Consider the following 20,523-nt stretch of genomic DNA (forward strand, 5'->3'; position numbering starts at 1 on the left):
AATTATATAATATAGGGATTTGCTTCGATTGTTTCCGCTTTGGCAACGGCTTCTTCCAATGTCATGCCAGTAAAATTCTGCGCATGGAGGAATCGTCCGCTCTTCTTGTCATCCACAAAAGCACCTACCGCGATTCCGGGAATAACGTTCTCCACTGCTCCAGGTGCGTTCGGGCCTCCTAGATCTGTTCTGCACCACCCTGGATCCGTAATATTAATCATAACGTTGGTGCCTTCCAGCCTCGATGCCAAATCCTTCGTAAATTTATCAAGGGCTGCTTTGCTTGCTGCATATCCTGCCTGCTCTGGTTCATTCTTAATTCCGCTTGTTGTATTGATGACACGTCCGAAGCCCCGTTCAATCATCTTAGGAATCAATCGGTGGCAAATCGTCGCAATGGAAATGAAATTAATTCGGAAGCTCATATCGAAGTCTTCCACAGGAGTTTGCCAGTAATCTCTTCTGTAAGCGATTTGCACGGCTGCATTGTTGAAAATAATATCAACAGGGATTTCTTTAGCTTCAATGTCATCTAGCATGGCAACTACTTCTTCGTGATTGGCAAGCTCGGCTTGTACGCAATATGCATCAACACCAAGCGCTTGTACCTCTTCCTTCACTTTCTTGGTATGTTCTAAGTTTCGACTATGTAGAATAAGGTTACACCCTTGCTTGGCCATGAAAATCGCTGTCTCATAACCGACGCCTCTGCTTGCCCCCGTAATAAGTGCCCATCGTCCTTGTACGTTTACCATAATAAGCCCTCCTTGTAATCAGTAGTTAATTTGCTAATGCTATCAGAATAAAGATAGATTATATCCTATTTTACACTGTAAATAATAAATTTGATAGCACATTGTTAGTTATTTTAATGTTGTTATTACATAATAAAACTAACAAAATAATTGAACTACTTAATGGAGGGGCATATGAAACAAATTAGAGTCTTTGGACCGCAGAATTTCAGAGTCGCAACGACGGAAGTTCCGTTATTGGCACCCTACGAGGTATTGATCGACCTGCAAGCTTGCGGCATCTGGCTGTCGTGATGACCGGCTGCCTACTAGTCTTGCTAAGTTATCGTTTCTTACAGTTAGCTATGCTCGCCCTTATTTGGGTCAGTTACTATTTAAGATTAGGTTTTATCTAAACGTGTTATGCCTTCAGACGCTTTACATCCTGTTTAGGAGGAAAACCAAACATGCGGGAATACTCACGGCTAAATTGCGAAGGACTTTCATAGCCTACTCGAAATGCCACATCGGTGGCATCTGCTGACTCGGTTAGTAATAACCGGCGGGCTTCCTGAAGTCTCAGATGTTTTTGGAACTGAATAGGGCTCATTGCAGTTACTTCTTTAAAGTACCGATGAAACGAAGAAACACTCATATTCGCTATTTCGGCAAGCTCCTCAATCTTAAAAGAACTAGCATAGTTATTCATGATATGTTCAATAACATCTTTGATTAGATGAGTTGAGCTTCCTTCCATTACAATATGCTCCAATGCAATCCCATTTTGCCCTTGTAGCACCCGATAAAGAATCTCTTTTGTAAATAATGGAGCTAACACTGGAATGTCTTTAGGCTGATCTAACAATCGAGCTAACCGTAGGACCGCATCCATTAAGGAAGACTCCATCTGGCTAACAAACATAGCTCGCTTAGGATTTTCTTTAGCATAAATTCGAACTTCAGATTCCTGTAAAACCTCTAAAATTTGACTTGTTGTAAATTCAAGCTTGAACCCTAAGTATGGAACATCGGAAGTGGCTTCAGTGACTTGGGCGGTAACTGGCAGGTGAACGGATGCAATGAGGTAATCGGAGGGGGTGTATCTAAAACGCTCCTGTGCCAGCCATACCTCCTTAGCCCCTTGTACCACCAAACATAAGGAAGGCTTGTAAACTCCATGCTTTGGTATGGACGCATTCGAGTCACGCATGAAAAATAAAGAGGGAATAGCAGTTTGGTGAACACCATCTTTTTCTGTGAAATGGTCAATGATTTTTACGAGTTCATTCTGCTGTTTAGTGATTATTTCAGGCATTTGATCCTCTCATTTCGTTATCTCTTTATAGTCTGATTATAGTCTATATTCATCCCTTACATAAGTGTTAGTGAGAGGATTAGGCAAACATTTGGCAAGAATGGGATAACGGTCACTTTGTCATCAGGTACATAATAAGGATATGCAAACAGAAAGAGGATTTACACATAATCATTGAAAACTTGGAGGGTAATATTATGCAAAAAGTAGTTTTGAACAATAATGTTGAAATGCCTATACTCGGTTTTGGTGTTTATCAGATTCAAGATGCAAATGAATGTGAGCAAAGCGTTTATGACGCTATTATGGCAGGTTATCGCCTGATTGATACTGCCGCCTCTTATCTAAATGAAGAAGCAGTTGGCAGGGCTATTAAACGGAGTGGCGTGGCAAGAGAGGAATTATTTATCACTACAAAGCTTTGGGTTCAAGATACGGGTTATGAGCGCACAAAGAAAGCATTTCAACAATCACTGAACCGATTACAGCTTGATTATTTGGACTTGTATTTAATTCATCAGCCATTTGGCGATGTGTTTGGCTCATGGCGAGCTATGGAGGAATTATATCGTGAGGGCAAGATCCGTGCGATCGGCGTTAGTAATTTTCATGAGGATCGTTTGATTGATTTAATTCTTCATAATGAAGTAGTCCCAGCTGTAAATCAGGTTGAAACGCATCCTTTCAACCAGCAAATCGAAAATGCGGAATTTATGACTGAAAATAATGTTCAAATCGAGTCATGGGCGCCTTTTGCTGAAGGGAAAAATAATTTGTTCCAGAATGAGTTACTGGTATCCATAGCTGAAAAGTATAATAAATCCGTGGCTCAGGTGATTTTACGGTGGCTCACACAAAGAGAAATCGTTGTGATTCCGAAGTCAGTTCGTAAAGAAAGAATTATCGAAAACTTCAATATCTTTGATTTTGAATTAAGCCAAGAGGATATGGCATCCATTGCTAAGTTAGATACGAATCAGAGTTTGTTCTTTTCACATCGGGATCCTGAAATGGTGAAATGGATTGGTACTCGTAAACTCGATATCTAACATATTTTCGAATGAACTACTTTGTAATTACTCCAATCTTATGAGATAATAGAGTTTTTCCGTTGATTCTATTTTTCATGGCATAACGTGATATGCCTGATCAAATATTGGAGGTAGGCTTGTTGGCGACACAGTATCCTTTTGAATATGATCGGACCAGACCTTTTATGGAGCAAGTAGGGGAATGGGTCGGCGATGTATTCTATGAAATTCTTCCTGAGGCAGGGTTTGAAGTTCGTGATGAACAGATTTACATGGCGTTTCAGGTGGAGCGAGCTTTTGCTGAGAAGAAGACGATTTTTGCTGAGGCAGGGGTCGGTACGGGTAAGACTTTAGTGTATTTGTTGTATAGCATTTGTTATGCAAGGTATATGGGCAAACCTGCGATTATCGCCTGTGCGGACGAGTCCTTGATTGAGCAGTTGGTGAAGCCAGAGGGTGATATTGCCAAGCTTGCGAAGCATCTGAATATGAATATTGATGCCAGACTAGCGAAATCTCCAGATAAATATATGTGTCTGAAAAAGCTGGACCATGCTCGCAACAATGATGATGGGAGCTTGCCGCTGGAGAGTTTGTATGGTACTTTACCTGATTTTGTACATTCTCATGCACCGATGCAGCAGTTCCATGCCTACGGCGACCGTAGGGATTATTCAGATCTGAATGATGAACAATGGAATAAGATCAACTGGGATACGTTTCAGGATTGTTTTACTTGTGATATGCGTCATCGCTGTGGACAAACGTTGTCCCGTGATCATTACCGGAAATCAAGCGACCTGATCATTTGTTCCCACGATTATTACATGGAGCATGTCTGGACTTATGAAGCGCGTAAACGAGAGGGTCAAATTCCTCTGCTTCCAGAGCATTGTGCAGTTGTGTTTGACGAAGGGCATTTGTTAGAATCTGCCGCCATGAAGGCGTTAGGCTATAAAATGAAGCATGTCGTCTTTGAAGAACTAATCTCTCGTCTGTTACAGAATGAGATTCGTGAAACGCTTGCTGTTCTTATCGATGAAGCGATTATGCAAAGTGAGCAAATGTTTAAACACATTCGTCGTCAATGCCGCACCATTCCTGGATCGGATCGAAAAAGCATTGAGCTAAATGCATCGCTAATCCGTGAGGTGCATCGCATGCGTAGTGTAATTGCCGCTATTGAAGAAGAATTAGTATTCGAAAGTGGACTGTACACGATTGATGAATATCAATTGCGGATTGTGGAAGAACGTTTGGAGACTATAGAGATCGCGTTGAGATTGTTTGAGGATTCAGGTGCATTAATCTGCTGGGCGACAGAAGATAGCGATGGCTTAACGCTGTCGGTCATGCCGCGTAATGTTAAGGAAGTACTTCAAGACAGTTTATTCACGCAAAAAATGCCAATTGTATTCTCTTCGGCTACTTTATCCGTGGATAAATCATTTCAATACTTGAAGGATAGTCTTGGGATACACGACTTCCTGTCTTTTTCTGTAGACTCACCTTATGATTATGAGCACCAGATGAATGTCTATGTACCAGAGCTTCGGAGTGGTGATTTTGCTGAGAAAATGGAAATCTCCCTAAAGCTTATCCAGCAGACAGAAGGAAGAGCCCTGCTACTATTCCGAACTCGAGAAGAACTTCTGCAGTTCAAGCAGCTCAGCTCGCAGAGAGCAGAATCCAGCAAGTATTCTTTCCTCTATGAAGGGGATCAGGAGATCAGCTATCTGATCTCAGCTTTTCAACGGGATGAGCATAGTGTGCTTTGTGCGGTGACGCTGTGGGAAGGATTAGATATACCAGGACCTTCACTATCTAATGTGATCATTTGGTCGCTACCTTATCCTCCGCTCGACCCTGTATTTATGGCAAAACGTGCGGAGACCTCCAATCCTTTTGAAGATGTGGATTTGCCTTACATGCTGCTAAGACTTAAACAAGGAATGGGACGTCTGATCAGAACGGGTACGGACCAAGGAATTGTGACGGTACTTGCGGAAGCTGAAGGACAACATCCCGTTCACGAGTATATTACTTCTGTACTACCGAAGGGAACTAAGCTTCAGAAGCTTGAAGTGTAAATATAATATAGGAACACAATCGCTCTTTTGGTGAGGTGGATGCTCTGGCATGCTGCTTCTCGAAGGAGCTTTTTTTTGCGTGAATTCAAGCATAAGGAATACTAATCTTACGGATAGTATATTGGTATTTAACTTTCGATCCATGGCGTATTATTGTTGATTCATGGGGGAAGGGAAATACATACCTCCGTCATCTAGAGATTCATACAAGGGGTGTACACGACATGGGGGATTCACAGGGATTATACCAATCGAACAATAAGAAACAAGTTGGTTTTGCACTTGGTATTGGGTTAACCTTAATCATTGCATTAGTCGCAAAATATTTAGCAGGCTTTCCATTTCTCTCTATTATGGGCCAATTGGTCATTGCCATCTTAATCGGAATTATTTGGCGGGCAACCGTTGGAGTGCCGGGTACGATCACCCATGGCACTGATTTTTCCAGCAAAAAGCTGCTACGTCTAGGGATTATCCTGCTCGGTATGCGATTAAATTTAATGGATATTGTTGCTGCAGGTCCACGGGTATTTCTACTGGCTGTGATTGTGATCGTATTTACGATCTCTGTTGTATACGGACTTGCCCGACTGTTCAAAGTTGATAAGCGACTCAGTATTTTAACAGCGTGCGGAACAGCGATCTGCGGTGCGGCAGCGGTGGTGGCGATTGCTCCACAAATCAAAGCCAAAGACGACGAAACTGCGATTGGCGCGGCGATAGTTGCAATTTTAGGTACAATATTCACGTTGCTATACACATTTTTGTATCCTTTACTAGGCTTATCGAATCTAGGCTATGGGGTTTTCTCTGGAGCTACCTTACATGAAATTGCTCACGTCATCGCAGCAGCAGATGCAGGTGGGAGCGCAGCAGTAGATATGGCGGTTATCGTTAAATTGACTCGGGTGGCCTTACTCGTTCCTGTTGCTATCTTAATTGGGGTTTGGACCAATCGTGCAGAAAGAAAAGTGCAAGGTGGACAATCTAAAGCCTCATGGAAAAGCATTCCTATTCCTTGGTTTATTCTAGGCTTCTTACTCGTCAGTGGTGTGAATTCATTAGGGATCGTATCAGCATCAGTGGCAAATGGAATTGTAACGATAGCTTATATGCTAATCGCTATGGCGATGGCTGGACTTGGTTTAAACGTTGATTTGGCCGCATTTAGACGACTGGGGATGAAATCTTTTGCAGCAGGGCTTATAGGTTCGGTCTTGTTGTCCTTAGTTGGATTTACATTAGTTCACTGGTTTGGTCTGGCGTGATCTTTTGCATACATTAGAATCGTAAGAAATGAACTACTTCATATCTAAAAATGGTCCTTCTGTGTATCATTTCATGTGGCTGGGTATACATGATATGGATGGAGGGACATCAGTTGAAATATTGCATAGGGGAATTTGCTTCCATTCTCGGTGTGACTGCGGATACGCTGAGGTTATACGAGAAACATGATATTGTTAGGCCCACTAAAGATAACAGCAATAATTACAGATATTTTAATGATTTAGATGCAAGAGATTTGCTAATGAGTAGATGGTACAGAAGTATAGGGATTCCATTGCCTGAAGTGGCAAACCTGATGAAGGAGTCTTCCTTAGAACAAGTTATGGGTAGGATGCAAGAAACAGCGTTGAATTTAGAAGAAGAGATCAAGCAGAAGACGATGCTGCTTAATAAGATGAATGAAATTCATAAAGAACTCAGGGGATTAGAGTCCTCTTTATATACGTGTAAACTTAAACAACTGCCAGGTATGTACAGACTAAAGCAAACGGATAAGAATGCATTAATAAAAAATGATATGGTTAAAAGTTTGGTCAACACTTGGATGGATTTACTTCCTTATGCATTTTATTCTTTTAGAATTGAAGATACAGATAACTTTGTCAGCGAAAACAATAATTTTGATTACAGCTGGGGCCTTACCTTACTAGAGGAAGAAGCGCAAAAATTCGAAATGGATAGCGAAGAATATGCAGAGTATATTAGCCCAAGTCATTGTATCTCAGCTACCATATTATGTCCGGATGAAAAATATATCACGAAGAACTCTTTGGAGTTCATGATCGACTATATCGAGGCTAATCATTATGCCATAGCGGGAGATGTGGTCGGGAAATTATTGCTTACTGAGAAAATCGAAGGCCAGAATAGATCTTATTTGGAAGTGAATATCCCAATCCAATAGCTTCTCTTATTAAACATCTGCTCTTTGAGCAGATGTTTTTTTCTAGTTGGACAAAAAGTATACATTGACCTTGGTGCAGCACCAAGGTTTAGACTTCGGTATATAGCCTGTCAGATTGCGTTGTTGATTAATCATTAAGTTTGTGAAAATTATCACGTTATCGGTTTCAGGTTATAAGATTTTAGACACTGGGGGAGAACAGAATGCGTAACAGAAATTTCGTCAAGAAAATGCTCATGTTATCTTTTTGTATGGTGCTGATCGTTTCCATGCTGAGCGGATGTACGGGAAATGGGGAGTCGGCTAATTCGTCGTCATCGTCCTTTAAAGCGGGTACGTTCACTGGGGAAGCGGAAGGTAAAGAGGGAATTATTAAGGTAGAAGTAACTATGGATGAGCCCGATAAAATTAAAGATATTAAGATTGTAAGCCAATCGGAAACAGGGGGCCTAGGCGATAGCGCACTTGAAAAAATGAAAGAACAAATTCTAGAAGGACAAACCTTGGTGGTTGATGCTGTTAGTGGTGCCAGTCTTTCCAGTGAAGCCATGCTTGCCGCTGTAGAGGATGCCGTAACCAAAGGTGGAGGTAATCTAGAAGTCCTCAAAGCTGGAGGTGTCAAAAAAGCCGGTGAAGGGAAAACAGAAAAACTGGAAACCGACGTTGTTGTAGTGGGCGCTGGAGCATCCGGTGTATCTGCGGCGGTTACAGCAGCTGATAAAGGTGCGAAGGTTATTATTATAGAAAAAACTGGTGTCATCGGGGGAGCAAGTAATCTGTCTTGGGCAGGTAAGTTCTACAACTCCTCTGCTGCTACTAGTAATAATCTAAAAGTAAATGTGGAAAAAGAAATTGCGGATTGGATTGTCAACAATCACTGGAGAGTGGATGCAGCAGCGATTAGACAATATGTTACTAAATCCGGTGAAACTTACGATTGGTTAGCCGAAAAAGGATATAAAACTAGCTTCCTGAACTTCTTCGGTGAACAATTACATGTGCTGCCGGCTTATGAAACCCGTGAAGAAACCCTTCGGAAAATGTTGTCCGAATCGGTTGAACAACATGGCGGACAAGTGATCACAGAAACGACTGCCAAGAAGCTGATTACGAATGAAACTGGAGAAGTTACGGGAGTAGTTGCTGAGAAAGCAGACGGTACAACGCTAGAAATCTCAGCGAAGAGTGTCATAATGGCAACGGGTGGTTATGCTGCAAATAAAGAGATGGTTAAAGAGGCTTTTGGTTTCGAAGGGGTTAACGGTGGATTAGGACAAAACGTAGGGGAAGGTCTCGAAATGGCATGGGAAGCTGGAGCCAAGGTACCGGACAACTTCGGTGGACAAATGCTTCACCAAACATTAGCTAGAGCAACCCAAGGTCTAAAAGCACAATATGAGCCTTTTGAAGCAAGTTATCCACTAATGATGACTTATCTTCCGAATTTCATGAATGTAGGTACTTCTGGCGCAAGATTCAGAGATGAAGCAGCGACTCTAACTTCGGTTGCAGCAGCGAATACAAGTGCATTTAATGGACCCTATCATATGGTTATTGTCTCGAAATCCCAATTGGATGCACTTCAGACCAAAGGAATGAACGGTGTTCATGCACCAAGTCTTCCAGGAATGCCACCGGAATTCTATGCTGAATTTGCGGATCAATTTACACTTGAGAACCCTTGGGCAAATGTCGGGAAAGTATTTGATTCGATGGTGGAGAACGGAGATGGCTTCAAAGGAAATACGATTGAAGAATTAGCTACGAATGCAGGAATGGATGTTGACGTGTTTGTAGAAAATTACAATAGTTATAAAGAAGCGACAAAAACTGGTGTTGACTCTGAATTTGGTAAAGCTGCTGAGTATTTAGAACCTATGGGTGAAGAAGGTCCATATTATGCAATCATAGCTGAGATCAATAACTTGGGTTCTGTTGGGGGCTTGCTAGTAAATACAAAGTTCCAAGTTCTGAATGATAAACGGACGCCAGTGAAAGGATTGTTTGCTGTGGGTCTTGAATCTGAAGGCGTGTTGTTTAACGATACTTATGTTGGAAACGGCGTTGGTATTGGGTACTCCTTTACCTCAGGTCGTCTTGGCGGGGAGAGCGCGGCAAACAGTGCTTTGACAGCTAATTAACGACAATTTCCCGGAAAATAATTGAAGATTTTTAAAGACGCAGGGTGGAGAGCCCTGCGTCTTTTTTTGCTGGAGCTTAGAGCCATTCCTCTTTTAACAAAGATTTGAGATGCTCTACGTTAGCTGCCCCAAGCTTGCTAGCGATTCTTTGCTCTAATTCGATTTTGGTGATCATCATTCTTTGATTGCATTCGATACCCTTCTGGGTAAGGATGATGTTTTTGTCACGTTGATTTCCTTTGACCTCCACGGCTTCTACATAGTTGCGGGATAACAATCCTTGAATACTTTTATGCGTACCCTGTCTTGAAATATGAATAATTCTACTGATTTCCGAGATTGTGAGCATTTGATGTGTTTCAAGAACTGCCAGGATATGGGATTCAGTCTTATTAATTTGATCCGGGTCTTGGTCAGTCACTATTTTACGTAGGGCTAGATGTTTCTCACTAAGTAAATCAATAAGATTCATTTCTTGCAGATGGTTATCCATGTGAACACTCCTAAATCATCGCTCATTAATCCAAGTATAAGTCATTTGTATTCATTGTCAACTTGGTTGACTTAGTTCGAATGGCTGTGATATTGTAATCCAGGTTGACAATACTGAAAGATAAAAGGAGCTTGAAGATGGGAAGAAACAAAAAAGAAGCATTATTATTTACATTCATCATGTGTGCTTTGATGGTGCTGGGTATGAGCATTTACAATGTAGCGCTGATGGAGGGCTGGTCAGGTACGTTAGTTAAAGATGTGATCATCGGCTACGTACCTGCGTTTGTAGTTGCATTTATTCTGGATGTCTTTGTTGTAGGGAAAGTTGCGAAAGGGATCGCACATAAGCTGGTAAAAGAGAATGATCCGATGATCAAAAAAATCATGTTCATCTCCTTTTTTATGGTGACCGGAATGGTGCTGTTTATGTCCTTCTATGGCGCAGTTCTTCATGTAGGGTTCACCTCAGCACTACCGATGGCTTATCTGTCTGCGATAGGTAAGAATTTCATTGTTGCACTTCCACTGCAAATTCTATTAGTCGGGCCTCTTACACGATTTATATTTGTGAAAATTACTCCTGCTACTGCATAGAGAATGTTTACATCACCATTACGCAAATCTGCAGGTTAGGTAATACTATTACTCTATATTGATAGAAACTATCAATAGGAGTGAAAATCTACTTGAAACCCACAGGTAAAGCTATTGTTTCTCTTATGCTTACAGCTGAGATGTTGTTAGGTTCCGCTTGGATGGCAGGTCCAGCAGTGGCTGCATCCGTTCAATCAGGTACGCCTTATACGGCAGATGGTCAATACAATGTGAAGATTCCTCATATTATTGTTAATCAAGTTTATGGTGGGGGTAACACTGCCGATGCATCAGGTGGATTTTTCTCGAAAGGTTACATTGAATTATATAACCCAACCGATTCCGATGTGAGTTTAGTAGGTTGGTCTGTACAATATTCGGATCCTAAGCTCGCTGGACAATGGAGCAAGTTGGATTTGAACGGAACCATTAAAGCTCATTCTTCTTATCTCATCACCGATGATGCCAACAACAAGGATCACAAAAACGATATCAGTGCCAAAGGCGATCAGTCCTGGCCGGGGATGTATTTTAATAACAAAGGCATGAAGGTTGTTCTGCTAAGCAGTACAGACTTGCTGCAGGTTGTGAATCCATTTCAAACAATGTCAAGTAGTTACGTGGACATGATTGGTGTAGCAGCAAATGATGATAATGCTAAGATAGATGGATACGAGACGGACTATCCTACGGGGAAAGCGGAAGGTACTTCTAAACAAAAGTCCGTTCGACGCGTTGCTTTCGTAGATTCAGACAACAATAAAGCAGATTTCAAACAGATTAGCTTTGATGCCTTAGATGCTTCAGCTTTGGCCTTGGCAAAGCCGCATAACAGCGCAGATGGACAATGGGGAATAAATGTAGGCGATCTTGGCATCGCAACTCAGAATCTTTCAGAAGCAAAGCTCGGATCGCCTTATTCGGTAACATTGTCCGTTTATGGGGGAGTACAGCCTTATTCTTTTGAAGCTACGGGTTTACCGGACGGATTATCACTGGATGCAGCATCTGGGAATATTAGTGGAACTCCTACGAAAGTAGGGGCGGCCACCGTAAGTATCGCAGTGTATGACAGTTCGACACCCCGGAAGAAGACAGAAGCTATAGTACCACTGAATGTGGCGGAAGCCGCAGCACCTTTGACTCCAGATCTACTTAGTGTAACTAAGATCGGCGGATACGCTGTAGGCGTGACCAATAAAGATGGCGGCGTGGCGGAGATCGTGAAGTTTAACCGTGATAACGGCAAGTTCTACCTCGTTAATGGTTCATCTCACCCTGCAACAGTCGATATTGTGAATCTCAAGGACCCTTCTAATCCGCAAAAAGAATATAGTATAAATGTAGAACAGCTATCCGAAGTGGATGGATTTACATACGGAGACCTGACGAGTGTAGATATCAACACCGCTACTAAACGAATCTCTGTAGCCATTCAAGAAGAAGATGCTATGAAGAACGGTAAGGTTCTTGTACTCGATTATGATGGTAAAATGTTGGCTTCTTATGAAGCTGGAGTACAACCGGACATGGTGAAGTATACCGATGATGGCCGTTACATTTTGACAGCGGACGAAGCTGAACCACGCACGACTGTCGGTGATCCTGAAGGTAGTGTAACGATCATTGATACGCTCAAGGACACTTCGATTCAGGTGAAGTTCGATAACCCTGATGTAATTGACGATCTTGTCCATATTCGTGGAGTAGCTGATCCGGTATCTAAACAGATTACGGGCAAAGGCGAAAAAAAGGATGCGATACGTGATCTGGAGCCGGAGTTTGTGGTGCTTTCTGATGACCAGACCATTGCTTATGTAGCGCTTCAAGAGAATAATGCTATTGCTGCCATCGATATTGCCTCCAAGCAGGTTCTATGGGTTAAAGGATTAGGTTTCAAGGATTTAAGCCTTCCTAACAATGCTCTGGACCTGGTAAAAGATAATAAAGTGAATTTAGAAAATGTTCCATTCTTCGGTACGTATATGCCTGATGGTATAGATCAGTACACGGTCGGAGGTAAAAGTTATCTGTTCACGGCCAACGAAGGTGACGCAACGGAATGGGATAGTAAAGTGAACGTGAGCTCAGTCAAAAAAATGAAGGGCTCATTAGATCCGGAATCAGATGCGGCTAAGTTTCTGAATAAAAATAAAGATAAATATGATAGTGTAGAAGTTATGTCTGACATGGGCAATGATGGAATTTACTTGTACGGTGGCCGTTCATTTTCCATTTGGGAAGCAGATTCGATGGAACAGGTCTACGATAGTGGCAGCGACTTTGAAAAGATTACCGGAGAACGCCTGCCAGAATATTTCAATGCAAGCAACAGTAACACGACCATGGATAACCGTAGTACCAAAAAAGGACCTGAGCCTGAGTATGTCAAGGTAGGCAAGGTTGGACAAAAAGCGCTGGCCTTTATTGGTCTTGAGCGAATCGGTGGTCTGATGACTTATGATGTGACGAATCCAGAGGAACCGAATTTTGTGAACTATATTAATACACGTCAATTCACACCTGCGAACACCATTGAAACGGACACTGGTCCAGAAGGTATCGAATTTATTTCGGCAACATCAAGCCCGACTGGATTGCCATTAGTACTCGTAGCGAATGAAGTTGGTGGTACTGTGGCCATTTATCAATTGAATGTATCGAAGGTAACACTGAATCGGACTTCTTTGTCATTGAAGGTTGGCGAAGCTTCAGCAACGCTTGAGGCTAGCGTAGTTCCTGCTGAGGGTGGATCGAATGTGGTAACTTGGAGTTCTTCGAATCCAAGTGTTGCTTCCGTTGATAACAACGGAAAGGTCACTCCCTTGGCAAAGGGGACAGCGGTTATCTCCGCCTATAGCGCAGATGGTTATGGCGTAGCTGAATCTACTGTGACCGTATCTGCAGCAGATCCGGTGATTTCAAATCCGGGACCTGGTACAACGGTAACGACTAAAGATCCAGTTAAACAGGCGACAACACCAGCTGTAACCACAGAAGGTAATAAGATTGTCGTAGAGGTTAAGGCTTCAGCGGATGCAGAAGGTAAGTTAGTTGCCTCCGTTACTTTGGATATGGTTACAGAGGGACTTAAGTCTCTGGCGAATAATGCTAATGGTCAGTTGATATTCCGCTCTAAGGTTGATGCAGCTTCAGGTGAAGTTCTACTTAACTTCCCATCGAGTGCTTTTGCGGCACTTACAGGTAGTACTGCAAAGTCAGTTGTAGTTGAAGCAGGAGCTAGTACGATAACATTGGATCGTAATGCACTCTTGGCTGTGCACACAGCAGCAAAGGGTGAGGACATTAAGCTGTCCATCGGCAGTGTGGACACGGATGGGAAAGGCAAAGCTCAGGCTGTGGTTGGCAGTCGTCCAGTAATAAACCTGGCGATTTCCGCTGGCAGTCAGCGTCTATCTAATCTAGGTGCTGGTTTTGCGACAATAACAGTGCCGTATACACTAGGAGCAAATGAAGATGCTAATGCAGTCGTAGCTTATGATTTGACGAATGCGGGGCAAGCGGTTGTACTAGCAGGCAGTAGCTATAACGCAGCAAAGGGACAACTGAATTTCCAAACTTCACAATTCTCCACGTATGCAGTAGGGTACAACAAAGTGAGCTTCTCTGATATTGGCAGCAGCTTTGCTAAAGATTCTATTACGTATTTGGCAGCTCGTGATGTAATTACCGGCATTGGTGAAGGTAAGTTCGGAGCTAAGAGTCAACTAACCAGAGCAGATGTTACCTTGCTCCTAGCTCGATTGGCTGGTGTTAATCTGGGCGCAGAAGGAGCAGGAAACTTCACAGATGTTAAGGCTGACGATTATTATGCGGCAGCGGTAGCGTGGGCTAATCGCAAGGGAATTGTTACCGGCGTGAGTGATGGACAGTTCAATCCTCGGGTTAATGTAACTCGTGAGCAGCTATCTGTCATGATCGTGCGATTAGCGAAAGCTATGAACTGGACATTGCCTGTAAGTGGCGACAGTTCAGCTTTTGCGGATCAGAAGTCGATAAGCTCTTATGCTCTTGAAGCAGCCGCAGCTGCTCAGCAGGCAGGGATTATTTCAGGCAAGCCTGTTGCAGAAAGTACGGGGCTTAACTTTGCTCCAAAAGATACAGCGACTCGTGAAGAAATAGCTCAAATGTTAGCGAAGCTGTTAAAGCTGAGTCAATCTTAAGCGATCATCATATTTTTTGATGACAATAGAAACGCTCTCCAATGCCTTGATGGGCAAAGGAGAGCGTTTTGTTTTATGCTCTCTTTTTAACAGGTTCGAGCAGATTTAATACATACTCATTTCCGCTGCCTTTGGGACTATCGTTACGGATATGCTCCTCAAGACATAATCTTGAATCGTGGTCAGCTTGATAATCAAGGTTATTATCCAAAAAACTCATCAGTGCTTGCCATGAGCCGTAGATATCATCACTGCTTTCCGTCATCGCATAGAGACCGCCGTCGAACCGCATCTCTTTAAGTTGGCTTGGTATTTCTACATTTTCAGGAATGGAGGCACAGAATCCATAGCCATAAGGGTTATTCTCACCACTAGGATGCGGATTTGTATTCCCGCCAAATAAACGTGCCGTCCCCAAGAGGTGGCTAGCTTCCAACCATTCCAAGACAGGTAGCATAGCTTCATCCTCTGGGGATGTACTGACTGCAATGTTATAAGCGAATCTCATAGGTGGAAGTGTAATGAATCTTACATGGATAGGTGGAGAGTGTTTAATTTTTGTCATAGATAGAACCTCCTCATTCTCATTCAAATCATCCAATGTATTGCATGATTCTTCATTTAGCTCTAATAACAAATGGTTAGTTATGGACTCCTCCGTACGTGCGGATATTAATTGTAATAAGAAGCGGATTTCGCGATCTTTTTGTGTAAGCTTGGATTTCTCATTATGAATTGAAGCGGATTGCTGAAGAAGTGTTTCATACAAGGACTGTACGGACATGTTCTTTAGAACAGTTCCGATATCTTTAATACTAATATCAAGCTTTCTTAATAATGCAGTGATTTGAATGGCAAGGATTGCGTGCTCATCATAAATCCGCCAACCCGAGCTAGCCTCACGGTGACTTTCAAATAATCCTTGTGCTTCCCAGTGACGCAACGTCCGACTCGTCAGTCCGATTTGCGTAGAAAGCTTATCAATGGTCACAAATTCACTCATAGACAACTCCCGTTCTATAGATTGATAAGGCGCCCTATGGGAAGTATTTTAGCACTTAACGTTACGTCAATTGCAAGGATAGTTGTGAACGTGTACTCGACAAAATTTACATTTCTCATACAAAACTGTGTCCGGTATTTAATGTACAGCTTCTACAATTTAGATATTAGTAAAAAGTACCTATTGCCATATGAGGCTTTATACGGAGGATGATATTGTTGAAGGCTAGGTCTATGCATCTATCAATAAAGTGGAAGTTGATCTTGAGTTTTTCTGCCGTGGTACTATTCTTTCTAGGGGTAGCGCTATACCAAAACTATAAAATCAATCAAGTAGAAATCTCTATGGAAACACAAAAAATGGAGATGGAAAAAAGAATTACAGTATCCACCATTACTCAACTGCTTCAAGAAATGAACAGTGTGGAGACCTCTCTAGCGGGTTCTAGCGATTTAGAGTTTACTCAGCCTTTTAAAGACAAACAGACAAAGTTAATGGAAGAATTGGGCAAAGTGAAGTTTGAAGCAGATTCGCCAGCGTCTAAGGAGTTAGAACAATTACATGATCAAGTTGGAGGATATACAGGCTATTTTGACGGATTAGTGAATACCCTAAAGGATGAGCAGCTTGATCCCATGGCCGTTCTGGAACGAATTGATGAATTACATACGAAGGCGTTGGCTATGAATAAAGCTATGCTGGAGACCAATGAGAAACTATATACAGCAGCAGCAGAGAACGCAGAAAAGGCTCAAGACTATTCTTTTGATTTGTTAAATCTGACTAGTTCTATGGGGGCTTATGCAGCAATACTAGTATTCATTTTCACACTTATTATTGCTGTTATGCTTATTCGTTCCTTCCTGAACCCTATAAATAAGCTGCAAGTTGCTCTACGTAAAATTGCTGAGGGAGATTTGCGGCAGCAGATTAATTCGCCATATAACGATGAGCTAGGAAGTCTGAGTCATCATTTCGACCATATGGTGTTGCGGGTTCGAGAGATGCTTCAGCAGACCCAATCGGTAGCTTCTTCGCTCGCTACTTATTCGCACTCTTTTCAACAATCTTCATCGATTACCGCTCATACGAACCAAGAAATCGTAAGTACAATACAGGAAATCTCTGTAGGCGCTGAGCAGCAAGCCGGACAATCGGAGCAGAGCGCAAGCTTGATTCAGGAATTGGAAAGGGAAGTTCATGAAATTACGGAATATACTGAGGTTATGCTCTCGACAAGTCAAACGGCTAATCACAATACTCGAAAAGGTTCCGAGTCCGTCATCGCTTTGCGCGAGGTATCAGAGCACTCACGTGAGTCTGTGAATAAAGTATATCTTGCTTTAACCAAATTGAGCGACCAATCGAAGGATATCTCCAGAATTACCAAATCGATTACAAACATTTCAAACCAGACCAACATTCTCTCACTAAATGCAGCGATTGAAGCAGCGCGGGCGGGAGTTTATGGGAAGGGCTTTGCTGTCATAGCAGATGAAGTGAGACAATTATCTGATCAGACCAAAGAGTCCTCCGTACATATCAGTCAGATTATTAACGAGCTGCAAGCAGGGATGGATGAATTTCAGCAATATATGCTGGAGACCAAAGGAAATCTTGAAGAGCAAGATCAAAAAGTGGCAGAAACGTTGTCATCTTTTGAAGCGATAGATCAGTCGATCGTTGAGATTAGTAAGCAGATTGGGCAAATCCATGACAAGGTAGATATGACACAGACTATGAATCGTAGACTCGCAGAGTCTGTTCACAACGTGGCTGCCATTGCTGAGGAAACTGCGGCAGGGGTTCAGGAAGTGAATGCCTCTAGTGTGCAGCAGGACAACGCGATCCACGACATTGCCCGCCAAGCCGTTGAGATTAATGAGATTTCGCAAAAATTATTCAAGGAAATCAACGTCTTCAAGATTAATTCGGACATAGCAGACGAGATTATCGCTGGGGATGACAGTGACTCACCTGGCGCTGAAACACCTGAAGAACGCTCTTATTTGACAATCTCCGCTTAGGGGAAGATTTGATTGACTGCCCGCACATCGGAAGCGACTTGATTCACTAATTCTGTAACGTAAAAAGGTAGCTTAGAGGAGAGATTCTTCTAACTACCTTTTTTGCACTTTAAGTGTATTTAATGCAGCTATTGAAGGATGTGTTTTCCTTAAAGAGTGTTTAGTTGTACTTAGTGCAGTTATTTCTCCGGAAAATGACTGTTGTGGTGTTTAGCTAGTTTTTAATTGCACTGATTACAACTAAAGTCGAACATAAGCTTGGCCGATCCGATTTAGTTGTATAGAGTGCAGTTATCTGAAATGTTCGCAGAGGTTTTGTAAAATGAAAAAGCTACCACCTTCGTAGAAGATATCTACTTAGGGGTAGCTTTTGTCACATAGATGAATGAGTGAAGAGGGCTTGTGTGTGGGAGAAGTTATTACTCGTAGGTTTTGTTCAGAGAGCTAACTAGCTCTGGGAGCCAATTCTTTAGATTGAGAAACTTGTATCCCGCCGACCGGGCTTTTGTCGTATCCATAAACCAGGATTGTTCAATTCCGAAGGGTGACATATGCTCGTCTGCGGTTTGCTTCTGGATGATGGCGTGTTTCTCTGTTTCTTCTTCAATCATTGTGAGAATATCCTTAATTCTAACCGTACCGTCTGAGCAAGCGTTGAACGGTCCTGTCATAGTAGAGCTACAGCCTAGCCAATATAGGAAATCAGCAGCTTCATCCGAACGGATAAAGGAGATATGTGCTTCGGGATTCGGTATACCAATCGGCAACTCATTACGGACATGCTCAATATGAAAATGAAGTCTTCGCGTATAATCATCTATGCCCAGCACAATTGGAAAGCGAACCGCAGCGACTGGAAAGGTAGCCTGCTGCATGAAGACGGCTTCCGCCAGTCTTTTTCCCTCTTGATAGGTGAAATCATTTCGCCCTCCGTGGCGGATAGGGTAAGTTTCAGGATCGAAAATGTCCTCGGTCAGCGCTTCTTCGCTGAAATCATAGACGGATAAACTTGAGGTGAGGATATACCGTTTCGTTTTACCATCAAAAATCCGGCGTGCCTGATCCGCTTCGTCCGGTGAATAACAAATATTATCGAACACAACATCCCATAGTGTATCTCCTACCGCCTGAGCGAGCTCGTTTGCTTGGAAACGGTCCGCATGGATCCGGTGAACGTGATCTCCAAAGGAATCGCTAGTCTCCCCGCGTGTAAGTATTGTTACGTCGTTTACGGAATCTTGTAGCAATCGTTCAACTAACCTTTTTCCAAAAAAGCGCGTGCCGCCTAAGACAAGAATCTTCCTCATAAGATATCACTCCTAACTAACATTAATATTTATTTATAAGTCTAATTAAAGGTTTCCGTAGAAAGCAGGGGAATTGTACCTTAAAGAGTGATGAGTGGTGATGAATGAAGCATAAAGATATGTGAGGAGATTTCATTAGTGTGATTGTACTTTGTGCAATAGAATTTGAACTATATAGGACATAATTTGATTCTATTGCACTTTATACAATCAAAAGATGAGAAATCGACTTAAAACTCACTTTTATTAAGAATCTATTGCAGATAGTGCAGTAGATTCGTTTTTTAGCGTTGATTTCATGGATTCTGTTGCACATTTTGCAACGTCACTAGCTCAAAGCTAAAACATCACCCAACTATACAACTCATCAAACTGACCTAACTCACAAAACATACCTATCTCATCAAACTCACACTTTTCAAAACTAATATTTGTTCGGTTATATCGTAACGTAATGTGCTTCATTTAGCTAAGCTTACTCCAGTATTACGAAATAGCGTCACGAAAGACTAAGCCACCATCCGCATTCCTGTCTCGGAATAGTTCCAGCCCATAGAGCTGAATCCGCCAGATTGGAAAGGTTGAACGCTTTGGAAGCTCTGGAAGTTTTGGCTGGACACGGCCATTACAGTGTCTTGACTTTCATCTGCAAGGACAAGCTCAATCAACTCGGCGATTTGTCCTTGTTCATAGGCGGATGCAAGACGATTCAAGGCAATCTGTAATTCCGTATCCTGCAGTATGGAAGGACCGTCAGATTGAAGAAGCTCTTGTCTGACTGCAGGAAGGGCTTGCCGAGCTCGATGCAGAGCGGCTTTAACCGCTCCTTCCGTGGTTTCGAGGATTTCGGCAGCTTCGATACCGGAGTGCTCGAATACATCGCGGAGCAGGAAGACCGCTTGCTGAAGCGGGGACAGATGCTTTTGTAAGGCTTGAAAAGCAGCCTCAATCTCAAATAAGCCGTTACCTGCGGCTTCCTCTGTCCGCGAATGATCCATTTCCAGCACCCGTGATAACGTCGCTTTTCGCCGCATAATATCTATCCAGGTATTTCTGGCAATCCGCAGGAGCAGTGCTTCGGGATTGGGGTGATTCGTTAGCGAGCTGAAATTTGTACGACTTGTATGTTCTGAATTATTGTTCATTTGACTTGTATCGTTCATATCGCTCTTCAGCTTCGAATGTTTGGAAGCCTTCATATAGCCCAGTGCTTTGACCCACGTATCCTGAGCCAAATCTTCGGCTTCCCACGGGGATTGTGTCAGTGCAAGGCAATACCGCTTCAGGGCCATTTGCAAAGACGTGGTATGATTCTCATCCGGTTCATGGCCGGCGCTAAGCTTCTCAAGGCTGATCACTCTGCATAACCCCTTTTCCGGTAAAGTGCTTTCGGTTACTTCTAATAATA

Annotated in this window: 14 protein-coding genes; 8 read left to right on the forward strand and 6 right to left on the reverse strand. The window is 42.6% G+C overall.

What is annotated here, in order from left to right; genetic code table 11:
* Positions 1-2 precede the first annotated feature (2 nt).
* Positions 3-755: an SDR family oxidoreductase gene (locus NSS87_RS10045; protein WP_339246715.1), complete on the reverse strand. Its 753-nt coding sequence runs from the start codon at positions 753-755 to the stop codon at positions 3-5.
* 400 nt (positions 756-1,155) lie between these two features.
* Complete coding sequence (locus tag NSS87_RS10050) at positions 1,156-2,049, reverse strand: AraC family transcriptional regulator (protein WP_339246716.1); 894 nt, start codon at positions 2,047-2,049, stop codon at positions 1,156-1,158.
* 197 nt (positions 2,050-2,246) lie between these two features.
* Between NSS87_RS10050 and NSS87_RS10055 the strand changes: the two genes are divergently transcribed.
* From NSS87_RS10055 to NSS87_RS10075, 5 genes are all read left to right on the forward strand, one after another.
* Complete coding sequence (locus NSS87_RS10055; RefSeq protein WP_339246718.1) at positions 2,247-3,098, forward strand: aldo/keto reductase; 852 nt, start codon at positions 2,247-2,249, stop codon at positions 3,096-3,098.
* A gap of 92 nt (positions 3,099-3,190) precedes the next feature.
* Positions 3,191-5,170, forward strand: a complete 1,980-nt coding sequence (locus tag NSS87_RS10060; protein WP_339246721.1) for an ATP-dependent DNA helicase — start codon at positions 3,191-3,193, stop codon at positions 5,168-5,170.
* Between the two features lie 224 nt (positions 5,171-5,394).
* Positions 5,395-6,438, forward strand: coding sequence for a YeiH family protein (locus NSS87_RS10065; protein WP_042186676.1), 1,044 nt, complete (start codon positions 5,395-5,397; stop codon positions 6,436-6,438).
* Between the two features lie 113 nt (positions 6,439-6,551).
* Complete coding sequence (locus tag NSS87_RS10070; protein ID WP_339246724.1) at positions 6,552-7,364, forward strand: MerR family transcriptional regulator; 813 nt, start codon at positions 6,552-6,554, stop codon at positions 7,362-7,364.
* A gap of 203 nt (positions 7,365-7,567) precedes the next feature.
* Positions 7,568-9,505 (forward strand): FAD-binding protein, encoded by a 1,938-nt coding sequence (locus NSS87_RS10075; protein ID WP_339246727.1) that lies wholly within the window; start codon positions 7,568-7,570, stop codon positions 9,503-9,505.
* 76 nt (positions 9,506-9,581) lie between these two features.
* On the opposite strand, the gene NSS87_RS10080 is transcribed toward NSS87_RS10075, so the two are convergent.
* Positions 9,582-9,998: a MarR family transcriptional regulator gene (locus NSS87_RS10080; RefSeq protein WP_339246729.1), complete on the reverse strand. Its 417-nt coding sequence runs from the start codon at positions 9,996-9,998 to the stop codon at positions 9,582-9,584.
* A 137-nt stretch (positions 9,999-10,135) separates the two neighbouring features.
* On the opposite strand from NSS87_RS10080, the gene NSS87_RS10085 reads away from it, so the two are divergent.
* Positions 10,136-10,594, forward strand: a complete 459-nt coding sequence (locus NSS87_RS10085) for a DUF2798 domain-containing protein (RefSeq protein WP_042186683.1) — start codon at positions 10,136-10,138, stop codon at positions 10,592-10,594.
* Between the two features lie 92 nt (positions 10,595-10,686).
* Entirely contained in the window at positions 10,687-14,778 is a 4,092-nt protein-coding gene (locus tag NSS87_RS10090) for a choice-of-anchor I family protein (RefSeq protein ID WP_339246733.1), read from the forward strand.
* A gap of 73 nt (positions 14,779-14,851) precedes the next feature.
* On the opposite strand, the gene NSS87_RS10095 is transcribed toward NSS87_RS10090, so the two are convergent.
* Positions 14,852-15,781, reverse strand: coding sequence for a MerR family transcriptional regulator (locus NSS87_RS10095; RefSeq protein WP_339246736.1), 930 nt, complete (start codon positions 15,779-15,781; stop codon positions 14,852-14,854).
* A gap of 344 nt (positions 15,782-16,125) precedes the next feature.
* On the opposite strand from NSS87_RS10095, the gene NSS87_RS10100 reads away from it, so the two are divergent.
* Positions 16,126-17,808, forward strand: a complete 1,683-nt coding sequence (locus tag NSS87_RS10100; RefSeq protein ID WP_339246739.1) for a methyl-accepting chemotaxis protein — start codon at positions 16,126-16,128, stop codon at positions 17,806-17,808.
* A gap of 419 nt (positions 17,809-18,227) precedes the next feature.
* On the opposite strand, the gene NSS87_RS10105 is transcribed toward NSS87_RS10100, so the two are convergent.
* Together NSS87_RS10105 and NSS87_RS10110 are read right to left on the reverse strand one after the other, a co-directional pair.
* The gene (locus NSS87_RS10105; protein ID WP_339246741.1) at positions 18,228-19,115 is read right to left on the reverse strand and encodes an NAD-dependent epimerase/dehydratase family protein; all 888 of its coding nucleotides are present in this window, start codon (positions 19,113-19,115) and stop codon (positions 18,228-18,230) included.
* A 509-nt stretch (positions 19,116-19,624) separates the two neighbouring features.
* A complete protein-coding gene (locus tag NSS87_RS10110) occupies positions 19,625-20,473 on the reverse strand; it encodes an RNA polymerase sigma factor (RefSeq protein ID WP_339246743.1) in 849 nt (282 codons plus the stop codon).
* Between the last annotated feature and the right edge of the window lie 50 nt (positions 20,474-20,523).

This window comes from Paenibacillus sp. FSL F4-0243 (assembly GCF_037963295.1).
Classification (GTDB): Bacteria; Bacillota; Bacilli; order Paenibacillales; family Paenibacillaceae; genus Paenibacillus_AQ.